Raw genomic sequence first — 15,789 nt, 5'->3', positions numbered from 1 at the left:
AATCAGAAATATGCTGATCATCTGGATGGTGTAGTTTGCTGTCTTTGCTTCAAGAAATTGCAGCTAGCGGCAATAAAGCTAAGAAAAAATTGCTTTGTTATGCGGGCATGGAGTGCTGCAGACATTGCATCGGCGGAAATTATTATGGTGGATGGTATGACAAGAATGTTAGGTTTTATCGGTGTTTGTGGTTTACTGGTCGCAGCCCAAACTCAGGCGGATGAAAGTAGTATCCAAATTGATCCAAGCCAAATAGGAAATTACGACGCCTTAAAGGCGGATTCTAAAGCTAAAGCATCGAACATTTTTGAGGCAGGAATGGGTGGGATATCGACATCTAAATCGATTGCTGTTGAAAACCGCTTTGAATGGAATGAAGAGGGCAGTTACTGTGAGCTTGTATGTGTCAGAGGTGACGAAATAATTCGCCATAGAGTTCCTGATGCCTATTGTACACAGCGATGATGAAAAGCGGCCCTCAATAGGGCCGTTTTTCGTTACCGCCCTCAAAAGTGATGGTTATCCCGTCATCCATTGTTTTTACGTAACCGTGAGTCCAGTCACAGCAGCCTCTATAAACCTAGTATCTATAAAAGCCGTTGATCTCTCATTAATATTAGCCTTGTCTTATTGATAAAAATACTATACATAATCGTACGGTATAGTACTATTTCTATCGGTGGCATTGCCCACCCTTTTTCAAGGCTAATTTATTTTGGCCGTGCCTTAGTAGTAAGTCGTCTTGACGCACTATTTCCAGCTATTCGTTAATGTGATGTTTTCTCATAGGGGTTGCCGACTTGATTGAAGTGGGCGCCTACTGTCTTCATTTTATGGATAGATGCAGAAATGAGTGGTTCTGCTGGGGGATGTCTGCGGTCTATATCATCGATGCGAAAAGCATAAGGAGTTTGACGTGGCAAATAGATGGGGGCTTATCGGTATCTGCTTTTTCTTGATTGCTGGATCAGCAGAAGCCGTTAATCAATCGGATGAAAATGGTAGTGAGGAAGCTGCAGTGTCTTCGAATATTTTTGAAGCAGGAATGGGCGCTTCATCGGCGACGCAGTCCACCATAATTATCGAAAATAGCTTTGAGTGGAATGATGAGGGAGGTTATTGCGAGCTCATATGTATTAGAAATGGCGAAACTTTTCGATACACAGTCCCAGACAGCTATTGCAATCATTAATGCAATGAGAAAAACGGCCCTCAAAGGGCCGTTTTTATGTACAGCAATATAGAGTTACTTCGACTAACCAAAAACGCCGCGGCGTTCTTGATCCAGCTCGATGGATTCGAACAGAGCCTGGAAGTTGCCTTCACCAAAACCCTTGTTGCCTTTGCGTTGTATAAACTCAAAGAAAATGGGGCCAATGCTATTCTTGGTAAAGATTTGCAGCAGGTAGCCGCCACCTTGTAACTTTCCGCCATCTACCAGAATGCGACGCTTGCGCAGTTCCTCAACGGGTTCGCCGTGGCCGGGAAGGCGACGATCAACCAGCTCGTAGTAAGTTTCTGGCGTATCCTGAAAGGGAATGCCATTGTTACTTAGCTGATCAACGGTGTCGTACAGGTTAGATGAATCCAACGCGATATGCTGAATGCCTTCGCCGTTGTATTCCCGCAAAAACTCAGCAATTTGAGAAATATCGTCTTTGGATTCGTTCAGCGGAATGATCACACTGCCGCATTCGCTTGCCATCACTTCACTGAACAGACCGGTCTTTTGGCCTTGAATGTCGAAGTTACGCACACGGCGGAAGCCAAAAATGGTTTCATAAAACTTACACATTCTGGCAACGCCACCCTTATTAAGATTATGGGTAACGTGGTCGACGCGCTGTAGGTTGGAGCTCTCGACCTTGGCATCTGCCGGGTTGTGACCAAATTGCTTAAACAGAGCCTTTTCGTGTTCAGCATCAACCAAATAAATGATGGATTGACCGACACCCTTAATGGCAGGAATGTCGTAATCGGTGACGGCTGCCTCGGAGGCGCCATTACTGAGGGCGATCTCGAGGGCTTTGGCGGAGTCTTCTACTCTAAAGCCCATAGCGCTGGCACCGCGAACATGAACTGAGCGAAACAGCTCAGCGTTGCCGCCGCAGGTTGGGTTAGAAATAAAATAGATTTCGCCGGAATTATACAGCTCTATGGGGGTTTCTGGGATGTTTCCTACTTTTGACAATCCCATTTGATCAAACAGGGAGGTGAGCAGGTTGGGGCGACTGCCTGAATATTCAATAAACGCCATGCCGGAAACCGCCACAAAGTCCTTTTGTGAAGCCATGCTATTCTCCTTCGCGTTAATGCGTTGTGACATATTGATACAAATTCGAACTTACGTCGCAAAACTAACACAGGTCCTGGCTATCACATAGTCAGGAAGTCTAAAGTTGTGACTTGTGCACGGATTTTTAGGACCGGTTATTTTTGCTCGCTGGCGGCGAATCCCTTATAGCCCTTGTGGCGCCTGGTTCTTTTTTATTAAGGCGTTAGAATCCTGACCTACTCGGTTTTTTCCAATATGCAATCTACTTTTATCGATATATCAGAAGGTGGCTGGCTGGACAGTTGAGGGTAAGGGGCGAGATTTGGAGCCCTATACGCAAAGAGGCCGTCAGTGACGGCCTCTTATGGTGATCATTTCATAAAATGGAGATTACATGGAATGATCAAGCACTTTCTTTCCCACGCCCATGCCCCCGCCTGTAATGTCTTCATAAACATAGCGGGTTTGGGTCGCGACATCGCGCCAGTTGTATTTTTCGGATACCCAGGACCGGATTTCGGACTTCTTCTCATCGTCTTGGGCGGTTGGTACACAACGCTCGTTAAAGGAGTTGGCCAGGGCTTTGGTGTCGCCCAGCGGGAAGTAGCACTCTTCGCCAAGTTCCAATTCAAGATGGGGAGGGATGTCGCTTGCAAGCACAGGAAGTCCAAAAGAAAGCGCTTCCAGGAGCGCAATAGGCATACCTTCGTGGGAAGACGGTAAGATAAACAGCCCTGCGTGGGAGTAAAACTGAGCTAATGCGTCGCCGGTCTGTTTGCCAGGCATGATGACTCGTGGCGTCATCGCTGCCTTTTTGAGAACTTTGCGTGCGTAATCGTCTTCGTGATCGGCATTACCTACGATGACCAGCTGCCAATCTTTGAGTTTTGATTTGGCGAAGGCTTCAATAACATCCAGGTGGCGCTTTTCTGGTACCAGGCGGGTAACCATCAAAATGTAGCGACCGGGATTCACTTTGAAGCTCTCCAGAACGTTTTTGTTCTCTTGCAGATCAAAGACGGATACGCCATTGGCGATACGAACGGTATCGACTCCGTACATGGCCTTGACCTGATCTTGAATCGTGCGAGATATGACGACCGTTTTGTTGGCGTAAATGACGCCGAACTTCTCGCCAAGGCGAAGAGATATTCGAGCAAGTTTGCCCCATTTTTGACGATCGTAATCCGGCCCGTGGTGGGTCATGACGACTTTTAGGCCCAGTAAGCGAGCGAGAGGTACCATTAATGAGGGGCCAACCGCATGGATATGAAGAATGTCCGGGCGATTGATTAGTCCTGCGTATAAGACACCTAGCAGAGTATGTACGATGGTTTCCAATCTGCTCGACGATGGGCTCCAAATACGATGAAGACGAATGCCTTTATAGTCTTTACCTGGATAGTGGCGCATGTAGCGCGAACGAACAATTGAACTCACTTCCACGCTTCCTTGCTTTTGGAGCTCCTGACAGAGATGCTCGGCGTGAGTTTCAATCCCGCCCTGAACCTGCGGAAAACCCCGCAAACCCAGCATCATCACTCGGACTTTACCCATTTTCAAAAAACTCCGTGCTCAATTTATGAGCCAAAAAAACACCTTGATGGTCGCAAAATAACGTTGTTTGAACATCGTTTGACCGGCATGGCTGAAAAAGCCAAGCAGACCTCACCCTTTAATTTATCCGTGATAAATCAATCACACTGCACACTTGGAATATGTTGCGGAAAGATACACTAAGAAGTGTTTACCCAGTATCAGACTGGCAGAACAGAAAAATGTTCAATTCTGACTGTTTTCAGTGTCAAAATGTCAATTTCTGCCGACCGGGTCGAAAACTCGTCTTCATTCCATTTTAACAACAGATCCCTGCGTCCAGTGCTGGAATACTGACAACCAAGCGTATCACTGTACCCGCCAAAATTAAATATCTTGGTGACAACATCTTGCATAGTGCAGTCTTGGTTACTGTCCCCAGTTTGCCCTTACTATCTGAGAAAGCAAACTCTATGAGCCAACATTTACCTACCTGTTTTATACCTTTAGAGCGTAGTGTCGCCGCATATTTAAACCAAAGTATGACGTTCTGATGTGCTTCTAGATCCAAAACGACATTGAGCGTTTTTACGTGCGGCTGGTGGTGCTGGATCGATCAATTTAGGTTTGTTAAGCAATTGTCATGCTAAAAGAATAAAAAGAAATGAATGTGGCGATTTTGGGAGCAGTTTGGGCCCAGATTTGAACCAATTCACAGAATTTTCAGTGCTAATGATTCTTTAGGAAAAATGGTGCGGGCGTTTTTTAGCGTCAACCTGGTGCGTTAGGATGTGTTAAGGCACGCCATGGGGCGTTTAGATTTTTTTAAGGACCAACGGTGAATTCGGCCCGAACAAATCATAGCTGAGTTCGATCACGGAACCGTCGTCTGTCAGCGTGGCCGTGTTCGTATATTCAACACCCTGTGTGCTTTTGCAGCTCTGACTGAGCATATTTAATGCCGAAGCAGCCCATTCGCTGCATTGGTAGGTGGCTCGATATTCGCCCGATTCATACGCGGTAATAAAGCCATTCTTCTCGATAAATTGCCAGAGATAGTTAAATCGCCCTAGGCTTTCGGCTTCGAGCAAGTCGTAGCCTTCCAGAGTTATGCCATCCCCATAGATATTGCCGAAGACAAACACCGGGCTCATATCCACCACATAGACGCGTTTTTTGTACTGATTCCATTGCAGTTCCCATTCAAAAGGGCGCAGCTCCTTAGAGTCGTCGGTCATCAAGTCCTTTAAACCTTGAAGCTGCGATGACTTCACCACAATGCAACCCGGCAGACATAGCAGTAGGGGGATGAGCAAAATGGTTGGCATTATGCGGCGCATTGGTTGCGGTCTGGTTTGGTTAATAGGGGGGCGTGGATTTGATGTTATGCACAATCGTCACTTGCGGTGATCTGACTTATATTCGTAGGAATAGTTGTATCCATAGCCATATCCGTATCCCGATGCTTTTTTCTCAATGGCATTGAGGATCGCCCCCTTAACCGGCACATTGTTTTGCAAGAAGCGCTTGTAGCTTAATTCAACTTCCTTGGTGCTGTTTAGGCCATAGCGGACCACCAAAAAGGCAACGCCGCATTGCTGCCCGACAATGGTAGCGTCGGTGACAGCGAGGACCGGTGGGGTATCGATAAGCACATAATCGTATTGTTTTGAAACTAGGTTAATGGCGTCTGTGAAGCCGGCGCTCATGAGGAGTTCCGATGGATTCGGGGGCGCGCTGCCCCTGGCCAGGATATATAGCCCTTCGACATCGGTGGATTGAATTTGTGATTCCACCGTCGCTTGCTTGGCCAGCACCTGAGAAAGGCCAACAGTATTGACCTTTTTAAACATCGCGTGCAGGTAACCTTTGCGCATATCGGCATCAATCAGTAAAACGCGCTGACCCGAATTTGCGATAACTGCAGCCAAGTTGCCCGCAATAAAGGACTTGCCGACCGAAGGGCTGGCGCCAGAAACCATAATGATGTTGTTGCGGGCCTCCAGCATTGCAAAGTGCAGGCTGGTGCGTAGGCTGCGCAGGCTCTCGATAGAAATATCGGTAGGGTCGTCTTTTGCCAGCAAGCCGCCAGGATGGTCGGCATCACTGACTTTGTGATAGCGGAAAAAGTTTTGGGAGACCTTGTCCAGCTTCATCTGCTGTTCTGATAATGGCACTGAGGCATAAACTGGCAGGCCGATGTCTTCCAATGCTTCCGGGCTTTCCACGCCGGTACGCAATGCTCGCTGAATGACGACGATACCAATTGCCAAAAACAGGCCCAGCATAAAGGAAAGTGCAACAATGATTTTCTTTTTGGGTTTGACGGGCTCCTCCACGTTAGTGGCGGCCTCGTCGATTAAGCGCACGTTCCCGACGGCGCCGGCACGGGCGATGTCCAGCTCCTGTATATTATTCAGCATCTGAGTGTAAATGGCGGTACTGACTTCCAGGTCCCGCCGTAACCCCAGCAGCTCTTGCTGCGTAAAGGGCAGGTCTTTCACCTTTTCGGCCAGTTCGCTTTTGCGCTGTTCCAATTCGGCAACCTGTTCTTGCCATGCCAGATAGGTTGGGTGGTCCTTGGTATATTTGCGATCGAGCTCGGCCTTTTGCAGTCTGAGTTGGGCGATGTCTGATTCGATATCGACCACTTGCTGCAATAGAGCTTCTGTCTCTGCACTGATGTCGACAGAGCCAGCATCGACTTGGTATTCATTGAACTTAGATTCTGCGGATTCCAAATTCCGGCGCACCTCTGGTAGTTGCTGGTGCAGAAAATCCAAACTTTTGGCGGCTTCGGCGGATTGGCGTTCTACATTTTGGCGAATGTAGGCGTCGGCAATGACGTTCAGAATACTTTCGGCTTTTTCGGGTGATTCATCTTCCAGCGACAAAACTATAATGCCGGAATCACTGCCTTTCTCCGAGACGCTCAATAATTGCTGGTAACGAAGTATCGTGTTAAGCGTACGGGCCCTTTTCACGGTAAAGCTAATGCCAGCTGATGCCTCCAGTTTTTGCACAAAAATGGAATAGAGACCGGCTTCCGCCTTTTCGCCAACCTTGCCCCTCAGAACTTCATTGCCTTCTGGATCCATCAGGCGATACATACCGGCACCCTCGGTAATCAATTCGAGGTCTTCACCGTACATTCGATCTGGAACCTGCAGAGATGTGATGACGACCACCTCGTCACCTAAGGCGTAATTACCCCAGGAGATCGGCATTTTCCTACGGGCGAACGCTTTGCCGATGATCGGCACGTAGTGAGGCTCCACTTTAATATTTAAGTGTTCCTGTTCTACGGCAACGCCGATGACCTTTCTGCTGCGAATCAATTCGATCTCAGTAATCGCGCTGGATTCGCTACCGAAGAGTTCCGTGACTTCTGAAAGCCCTGGTAACGACGACGCTTTTTCTTCCACTTGGATGACCGCATTCGCCTGATAGATGGGGGTGGAAAGAAGCGCGTAGGCAACGCCCATAAAAAGAAACAGGACGACAATCAGGCCGATGAAGGTGCGTCGTTCCCAAATACTGAAAAATAACGCCAGCAAATCGATTTCATCATCCGCTGTGCGCGAAGAGGCCTTTAAAGGAGAGATATCAGGGTGAGAGCTTGTCATTGGTTAAATCAATTCCGGCAGGATGCTGCGCATAGCGTTGCCTGATTCGCGAGACGTTCGGGCCAGTGGCGCAGGTGGCAAGCGAGTCAGGCTGGGTGAAATCAAAACTCAGTTGTTTTCTATATCGCCAATATTTTCTGTGGCGACGATAGTGGGAAGTAATTGACTAAGAAACCGGTTCCAACGGGCAATGGGGGCTGCCGAAACATAAACCACATCACGAGCTTGTAGCGGAAACTGATCCGCGAGCATAAAGCCCACCGCGCTGGCTGCATTTAAATGAAACACTTGCGCCCGATAAACAGGGTAACCTGCCTCATCTTTATCTATACCCGTGTTTCGTAAGACATAAACGCCACGACCGTCGGCACGGTTTTCGTCAATACCTCGGGATTCAGAGATAGCCTCTGCTAACGTTGTGCCATTACGCGACAAGAAAATACTACCTGGAGACCTAACCTCTCCTAGTACAAATATTTTGTTCGCATCGTAGCGGGGTACATGAATGACGTCTTGATCTTGCAGGAGCAAATTTTCTGAAATGACGCCTTGTTCATAAATAGAGCGTAATGAAATCGTCTGGCGAACCCCATCGCGTGTTAAGGCGACAGATTCCCATGCAGCATCATCTGCCAAGCCGCCTAATTGGTCGATGGCATCAAGCAGAGTCAGTGGGACAGTATTAAGCGTTAATGTGCCAGGCTGTCGAATAGCGCCGCTGACGAAGACTTTCTGGCTGCGGAAATCTGCCACGCGAACATCTACCTGAGGGTTGCGGATAACACCAGATAAACTGGAGCGTAGCTTCTCACTGATTTCGGCCGTCGTCAGTCCGCCAACATCAACTTGCCCGGCATAGGGATAAAAGATGGTGCCGTCAGATTTAATTTCGGTGCCTGATTCTGCCGCGGATCGAAACGAGCCTGCAGGAATGGTCAGTTCTGGGTGCTCCCAGACGATGATGGTGAGAATATCGCCAGGGCCCACGTGATACCGATAGTTGTCTATCTTCTGTTTTAGGGAGTTGTCAGGCTTGGGCTCTTCCTTAACACGAATATTAAGGTTGGTGACAACCGTAGAATTAATGGGTATGTAATCCAGGTCTGTCGTTGCCTCGACATACTCCGATGGCGTTTCGTCATACATGAATAAGTCGCGACGCATATGACTTCCGGGGACTATGGTGCAGGAGGTAAGCAGAGTTACCCCTATCAGAGGAAAAGAAAGGGCACTAAAACGCATGAACATATCCTTAAGCGGCAATGCAACGAACTAAGACGTGGCTGATAAGCTAATTCGCAGGTTTATAAATCGTCAGAAGATTGCAGGGACGATTTAAGCGACGTATCTGCGCAAAACAAGGTTGCTGTTGTTAGGTGTAGTCTGCTTGAGACCTTAAGCGAAAAGCAGTGAGCTGTCGCCACCAGGGTTGGCTTTTGCCGTTGAAGCTCTCATGCTCACAGGTTGACCCCAAACGCGGAGCACGCACCGCATAATCTAAGATTGAATGCGTTCACGATTTCGACCTTAAACAGAAATGGAGCCAGTCATCGAGTCGAGCATTCTAGTAAGTTCAAAAACCGCTGTCTCGATGGAATGCATGCTGCCGAAAATGTAATCAACCCGTGTTATTCAGGCATTATCTAGCGATAAAGCAGCGAACTGCCATTCTCCTATCACTCGCTTCAATGCTTCAACTTGTGCGTCAACCTGACGCATGCCAACAATCAACCTTGCATGCACATTGCGAAAAAACCACCAGAACTTCCCTAGCCATTAGACTGCAATATTTCCCTGCCGGGTAAAATTCCTGTGTAGATCCAGTGTACTCAAACTTTCTGGTCAATGTCACCATAACTTTGCTGTGTATTTACAACCAATGGATGTTTTTTTCGGTTTTTTTGTAAAGTGTGCGTCACAAACTAGTACAAAATTATTAGCCGGAGATATTGATCAGTAATTCGAGTGATTCATGCTTTGCGTGACACCCTCGTATCGATATACTGAAACCTCCGACCTATTGCGTAGCCCCAGGATGGTGTGCTCGCAAACAATTCATAGTTTCTGTTTTTCTGCGGTATTCCTCGGTGGAATCCCTTGCCTATGGGCAGTATGGATAGCAGTTAGATCAACGAAGGACGTTGTGTGGATTCTCCTGAATTTTCCTGGTTTTTCGCGGCTTTACGTTTGTTAAAAGCCAGCATGCTTTCCTTTCTTCTCTTCAGCAGTTCTTTCGCAGAGCCTCCGCAGAGCTCAAATTCCGCAGTGGCTGATGCAAGTCGGTCTGACGACGTCACCAAAGATGTTGAGGCCCGGAAACCAAAATTTCACGGAATGAACTACGCGGCTGCCGTGCGCTTAGGGCTGCCTATGGGGCCGCTGATTCGAGGTAAGGCTTTAAATAAGCTGCAGAATGGATCAGACCAGCAGGTTGTTGGTGAATCCGCAAACGTGACAAAACGGTAACAATGGCGTTGCTTGTGGTAAAGCGAGAATCAAGATTAAAGCAATTCACCTGCTGCGGAAAAAAGGTGGCGGTGGCCCGTAATGTTATTTTGTTATTCTTGCCTGCGATAAGTTTGAGCGGTTTCTGTTTTGCAGGGGCGTCTAATTTTGGAACAACGGGTTTAATTGATATTCCTAGTGCCCATATGGCAGAGGATGCCACATTGACGACCACGGTTTCTTCGTCTGACCGTTACGATAATTTCGCCTTAACCTATCAGGCATTACCCTGGTTAGAGGCAACCTTTCGCTATCGACGAGTCCGTGATGCAGAAAATATTGAAAATCAAGGCTGGTCAGACTATTACGATCGTAACTTTGCGGCCAAGATTCGACTGCTTGAAGAAGACTACTATATGCCCCAAGTGAGCATCGGTATGCGTGATTTTGTGGGTACCGGGCTCGTCGGGTCTGAATATCTTGTCGCCTCTAAAAATATTGGGAATTTTGATGTCACCCTTGGAGTGGGTTGGGGCGACATGGCGGGGGATGACGATTTAAAGAATCCTTTGATTTATCTCAGTGACAAATTCGAAGATCGAGAAGACGGCGCAAATGGCGGGAGTCGTCCTGGTCGTATTCCCCTTGGTTCATTGTTTCAAGGTGAGAACATCGGACTATTTGGCGGAGTCTCTTATCAATTTGATCGCTACCCAGTACGTTTGTTGTTGGAGCGAAATCCAGAATATAACCGATACGATGTTGACCGATTTGGCGTCGAGAAGCCAGAAACAGAACTATCTTATGGCGCAGAGTGGGATGTTACGCCCAATTTAACGGTGGGTATTGGGCGCCAGCAAGGGTTTGATTGGAGCATGCGCTTAGCGTATCAAGCGAATACAGCACGCCGAACTCCAATTCGGCCTGTGAAATATCGAAACTTTGATCTTTTACATACAAACATAGAAGAGAAAACATGGTACCCAGCCATGCTGGCTGATATGGAACAATCTGGTTTGTTGCTGTTATCAGGAAAGCTCGATGAAGGAGAAGGTGTTGCCTACTTGCGAATTGGCAATCAAAGCTATCCAGAATGGTCTGATGCGGTAGATCGTGCAACTTCATTAAGTGATCTCTACTTACCTGACAATATTAGAACCATCGAATTTACTCTGGAGGACAGGGGATATGAAGTGGTTAATATGGAGGTTAAACGGCCTACACCTTTTATCGTTGAGGAAGACCTAGAGGTTCATCAGCTTCAGCCTGAATGGAAAAGCGCGACGGCAATTAACGATGCCGACTATGAGACCAATTTCGTTCAAAATAAGATCGCCTTTGATTTAGGCTTAACGACTCGTATACAGCTGTTTGACCCTGAAGAACCCTTCCGCTACGGCATTGGCATTGCCGCCAATACAACGATCCCACTTCCGGATAATTATCTAATCCGTGGTTCATACACCCACATGTTGGACCAGAATTTTGACGAAAGTATTCGAGATTCTAATTCCGTATTGCCTCATGTTCGCACCGATGTTGTCGATTATTTAAAAGATAAAAACCGGTTAAACGCCCTTTATTTAGAAAAGCGAGGGACTATTCACCCAAGCACCTACTGGCGTGGTTTCGGTGGAATACTTGAAGAGATGTATTCCGGCGCTGGGGGTGAAGTGCTTTATCACCCATACAATTGGCGTGTTGGGTTTGGTGCGTCTATGGCTTGGGTTAAACAGCGAGAGCCTGACGACGATTTCGCAATGAGGGATTATGAAACAGTTACCGGATTTGTAAGCGCCTATTGGGACACGCCTTTTTATAACTATGATGTCGCTTTACACGTTGGAAAATACCTTGCGAAAGATACAGGTGCTACCTTTGAAATAAGAAGAACATTCTCAAATGGGTGGAGTGTTGGCGCATGGGCAACGTTTACAGATGTTTCATCGGAAGATTTTGGTGAGGGCAGTTTTGACAAGGGGATATTTATCAAGATTCCCTTAGACGGTATTTATGAAAGAGGCACGAGAAGCACATTTTCAACATCTGTTCGTCCTATTCAAAGAGATGGTGGGCAGAGATTGGGAGAGTTTTCTAATTCGATTTGGAATGATAGCGCTTCGTTGAAGTACTCAACAAATCCGCTGGGTAATTGATATGATTTACTCCATTCAATATATCAGAGCTTTTGCGGCTATTTTAGTAGTGGCAACACACGTTTTTTCACTTATTAACGAGCTGGAGCCAATCAAGAGTGAGGTCAATATATTTAGAGATGTAAATATTGCCTTTACATTTGCTGCTGGGTTCCTTTTTCAAAACCTTTCTATCTCTGAAAACTACAAAAATTTTATTTCCAGAAAGATAAAAAATGTAATTATCCCTTACATTTTTCTATCGGTTCCGGCAATTTTAATTTACTGTTTAGGAATAAAACAGCACCCAAACTTAGATTTGTCTCAGATAAACGGATATTTGCTACCTTTTTATTTGTTGGTTACGGGAGTTCATCTAGGGCCACTTTGGTTTGTTCCCATGATTTTCATAATCTATTTATCTACACCGATGCTTAGAATGTTTGATAAGTTTCAGGATAATTACTTGTTAGCCTTTATTGCTTCTTTGGTCGTATCGGTTTTAATCTTTAATCGGCCGGAAAATAATGATCAACCTTTGGTTGCTGCTATGCATTATCTGCCTGTATTTATTTTGGGGATGTGTTTTTCAAAGTCATATGAGAACATTAGAGGGGCAGCAAAAATTATAAAATTATCTTCATTACCTCTTGCTGTTTTGGTTGTCTACATAAGTGTTGGGGTGACTGAAAATGTCAATTTCGTTCTAAAAATTATTTCATTAGGTTTCTTTTTTTTGTTTTTTGTAAGTATAGAGTCGCATAGATCAAAGGTTGTAGACATTCTTGCTAAGAACTCCTTTGGTATTTTCTTTATTCATGGTTATGTAATTGCAGCTATAAGATTTCTTCCAAATAGAGAGTCTTTGGCTTCAAGTGGTAAATTGTTGGCCGTTTTAAGCATTACCTGCCTAATTATTATACTTTGTTTAGTGTCAATTTATGCGACAAAAAAAATGCTGGGGAAAAGAAGTCGTTATTTGATTGGGGCCTAATAGTTTTTTTGAGGTTTTTTTATAGAGTATTTGAATTTCCGATTCGCCCCTGATCTTTAACGCTGTTAAAAATTCTGGTATTAGATGTGTCACTTGAGCTTCCTGGACTATTTCTTTTCATGGCATGCCTTTTGTTCTCAAAAGCATTTGGCGTTAATAAGGTATCTTCTGCCGGGATAGCATTGCCATTTGAAGCAACTTATTTAATTAGTTTTGGTGGTTTTGGGATTAATGCATTTGATGCATATCTGATGTTTTTGATTGGTGATTATATTGCGCGCTCAAAGTTTTCTATTAAAAAAAATAATGCTATAGAAACATCGCTGATCTTAGTCCTAATTTTTCATGCTTTATGGGTAACAATATTTTCTATTAGTATGTTCTCGCATCATGTTGAGGTCTCTTCCCTTGGTGGTGGGCAGGCTACCAAAGTTGGAAAAGGGTTTTTACTTACGGTGGGCCCTCTTGAACTTACATTATCTAATTTTTCTCAGATGTTTTATCTCGTTTTTCAGATGGGGGCATTTCTATACTTCGTTTTTATTGCAAGAAAGTATGATACCAAGGTATTGATTAGATTATTGGAGTTAGCATTTTATTCAAATTTAATTATGGTGTTTGTGGATCTTGCTGGTTTAAAGTTCATTCAGGATTGGTTCTTTACTGCTCATTACAAAAACCTTCAATCTGCAAGTGTGCATGGTTTTGAGCGTGTAGTTGGTGGATTTAGAGAGGCTGCACGGCAGGGACAGTTCTCTGCGGTTCTCTTTTCTCTTTGGTTAACCTACTTTCTAATAACAGGGGAAAAAAAGGCTGTTTATTTTTTTATTACTAGTCTTTTAATTTCAGTTCTATCATTATCTTCTACTGCTTTTGTGTGTGTTGGCTATGGTTTGCTGGCATCTATATTGGCGGCTTTACTAGCTACTCGAGAATCAAGAAATAGAGCATTGATCTCTTTGATGTCATGTTTTTTGGTGTTTTCCACGATATCTATCCTTATGTACATGCTATCCGAGTCATTTGCAGATATTGTTGGAGTTGTTTTTAACAGTTTAATTTTCGAAAAGATGAATTCATCGTCGGGTCAGGAGAGGATGGCTCTCGCGAATATAGGGATGAGGGTACTACAAGAGACTTATTTCCTTGGGGCTGGGATGGGGTCTACAAGAGCAAATGGCTTGATTTCTGTTTGGCTAGCAAATTTAGGGGGTGTGGGCTTTACGTTGCTATTAATTTTAATTTATATCTGTATCTTTCCACTAAGGAAAAGTGTTAGCTTCAAGGAATATGGTTTCGCATCGCGTGTTGCATTTTCAACGTTTTTAATTGCTTGTATGATCTCGCTGACAATGCCAAACGTGGGGCAACTGTTTCCAATTTTTGCAGCGCTATGCCTGTGCGCAAATGAACGAAAGCTTCAATCTTAGGGGTTTATCTGAATTGAAATTAACAGTCTAGAGTATTTTGGGCCAATATGGTGGGTTGGATGAAAAAAATTGTCTATAGCATATTATCCACTATCCTCATGTTGGTTAGCTTATCTGCTAGTTCCATGGAATCAACTCCCATATGTGTGAATGAAAAATTATGGAATCTGAGTGAAAAGGAAATAGATTTATCATTAAATTCTGCTAAAAAATTGGGCGTAGAATATATTCGCTGGGGGGTCCCCTGGAAAGCTGTAGAAGAAAAAGTTGGAGAGTACGAAGTTCACCCAAACTGGCGGTACATAATAAAGAGAACTCAAGAGTTAAAAATTAGAAATATAATAGTTCTGGGGTATTCGAATTCAATTTATGATAATGGAGACAAGCCTAAATCAAAGAAGGCTGTTCGTGCTTTTGCAAATTATGCGTCATTCGTCGTTGGTCAATTTCAAAATGAAGTTAGATATTTTGAAGTTTGGAATGAGTGGGATGGTACAATTGGTCCATCGGAAAAAGGACGCGTAGAAGATTACGTAAGCTTGTTAAAGGCTACATATCAGAATGTCAAAAAATCTTATCCGGATGTAGAATTAATCGGCGGTAGTTTTACAGGAAAATCTTTATTCAGCGTTATTAAATTTGGCGATAATACTTCCTATTTTGAAAGTTTTGTAGGCACTAATGCGCATAGATATCTCGATGTGGTTGGATTGCACCCCTATGTATTGAAGTGGGAGGTAGAGGATATGGCGTTAGCGATATCTAAAAATTTAAATTTGGTCAAAAATTTCTTAGATAGAAGTGAGTGGGCGGATAAGAAGCGATTCATTACTGAGATAGGTTGGTCTACACATGGTCAGCATAAAAAGGGAGTTTCACCTGTTAAACAGGCGAGTTTGTTAAGAGAATCTTACAAAACTGCGAACGTATTGGGTTACGAGTTGTTTTGTATATATAAGTTAAAGGATCTAAATAGTTCTGGAAAAAGTTTTGAAGCACATTTTGGAATCCTAAATGATAAATATGAATTAAAATTTGATCGATTTTCTTTGAAATGACCCATGTTTACTAATTTTGTACTCGGTCCGCTGAGAGCTTTCAGTGGAGGAAAAATAAATTATCTTTTCTAGTAATAACTAAGACCGAAGTTATATATTTTCCGATAAAAATTGTTTTAATTCAGTGAATCACCTTATATAAAGTCTCGTAAAGAAGCGCACTAGGATCGGATACTTCATGAGATATCCGTAGGTATGAGTTTAAAGTGTTCTGTGGCTAGCTCTTTGGTATTTTTGATATGGTAAGCCGCGTTACTGATTTTTATTTGAATTAATAAAAACGCCGTCAT

General features: G+C 44.5%; 12 protein-coding genes. 7 read left to right on the top strand and 5 right to left on the bottom strand.

From position 1 onward, the window contains the following. Positions 1–144 precede the first annotated feature (144 nt). Positions 145–465 carry a hypothetical protein gene (locus tag ACXAFR_RS08790; protein ID WP_475175706.1) on the top strand — a complete coding sequence of 107 codons (321 nt, stop codon included), beginning with the start codon at positions 145–147 and terminating at the stop codon, positions 463–465. Positions 466–916: 451 nt separating this feature from the next. Beyond that, the gene (locus tag ACXAFR_RS08785; protein ID WP_475175704.1) at positions 917–1,192 is read left to right on the top strand and encodes a hypothetical protein; all 276 of its coding nucleotides are present in this window, start codon (positions 917–919) and stop codon (positions 1,190–1,192) included. 63 nt (positions 1,193–1,255) lie between these two features. Here ACXAFR_RS08785 and hppD read toward each other — a convergent pair whose 3' ends face one another. The 5 genes from hppD to ACXAFR_RS08760 all read right to left on the bottom strand — a co-directional run bounded on the left by hppD (position 1,256) and on the right by ACXAFR_RS08760 (position 8,679). Further along, positions 1,256–2,293 (bottom strand): 4-hydroxyphenylpyruvate dioxygenase, encoded by a 1,038-nt coding sequence (gene hppD / locus ACXAFR_RS08780; RefSeq protein WP_475175702.1) that lies wholly within the window; start codon positions 2,291–2,293, stop codon positions 1,256–1,258. Between the two features lie 372 nt (positions 2,294–2,665). Continuing rightward, positions 2,666–3,832, bottom strand: coding sequence for a glycosyltransferase family 4 protein (locus ACXAFR_RS08775; protein WP_475175699.1), 1,167 nt, complete (start codon positions 3,830–3,832; stop codon positions 2,666–2,668). Between the two features lie 794 nt (positions 3,833–4,626). Next, positions 4,627–5,139, bottom strand: a complete 513-nt coding sequence (locus tag ACXAFR_RS08770; RefSeq protein ID WP_475175697.1) for a hypothetical protein — start codon at positions 5,137–5,139, stop codon at positions 4,627–4,629. 69 nt (positions 5,140–5,208) lie between these two features. Then, positions 5,209–7,437, bottom strand: coding sequence for a polysaccharide biosynthesis tyrosine autokinase (locus ACXAFR_RS08765; RefSeq protein WP_475175695.1), 2,229 nt, complete (start codon positions 7,435–7,437; stop codon positions 5,209–5,211). Positions 7,438–7,545: 108 nt separating this feature from the next. After that, positions 7,546–8,679, bottom strand: coding sequence for a polysaccharide export protein (locus ACXAFR_RS08760; protein WP_475175693.1), 1,134 nt, complete (start codon positions 8,677–8,679; stop codon positions 7,546–7,548). 903 nt (positions 8,680–9,582) lie between these two features. On the opposite strand from ACXAFR_RS08760, the gene ACXAFR_RS08755 reads away from it, so the two are divergent. The 5 genes from ACXAFR_RS08755 to ACXAFR_RS08735 all read left to right on the top strand — a co-directional run bounded on the left by ACXAFR_RS08755 (position 9,583) and on the right by ACXAFR_RS08735 (position 15,499). Continuing rightward, entirely contained in the window at positions 9,583–9,903 is a 321-nt protein-coding gene (locus ACXAFR_RS08755; protein ID WP_475175689.1) for a hypothetical protein, read from the top strand. A 14-nt stretch (positions 9,904–9,917) separates the two neighbouring features. Then, positions 9,918–12,038 (top strand): YjbH domain-containing protein, encoded by a 2,121-nt coding sequence (locus ACXAFR_RS08750; RefSeq protein ID WP_475175687.1) that lies wholly within the window; start codon positions 9,918–9,920, stop codon positions 12,036–12,038. 1 nt (position 12,039) lies between these two features. Continuing rightward, a complete protein-coding gene (locus tag ACXAFR_RS08745; protein WP_475175685.1) occupies positions 12,040–13,011 on the top strand; it encodes an acyltransferase family protein in 972 nt (323 codons plus the stop codon). Positions 13,012–13,097: 86 nt separating this feature from the next. Continuing rightward, on the top strand, positions 13,098–14,441 hold the full coding sequence (locus tag ACXAFR_RS08740; RefSeq protein WP_475175683.1) for a hypothetical protein: 1,344 nt from the start codon (positions 13,098–13,100) through the stop codon (positions 14,439–14,441). Positions 14,442–14,500: 59 nt separating this feature from the next. After that, positions 14,501–15,499: a hypothetical protein gene (locus tag ACXAFR_RS08735; RefSeq protein ID WP_475175681.1), complete on the top strand. Its 999-nt coding sequence runs from the start codon at positions 14,501–14,503 to the stop codon at positions 15,497–15,499. The last annotated feature ends 290 nt before the right edge of the window (positions 15,500–15,789 follow it).

Source organism: Pseudomaricurvus sp. ABR4_320, assembly GCF_056159445.1.
This window is presented reverse-complemented; position numbering and strand designations above follow the sequence as displayed.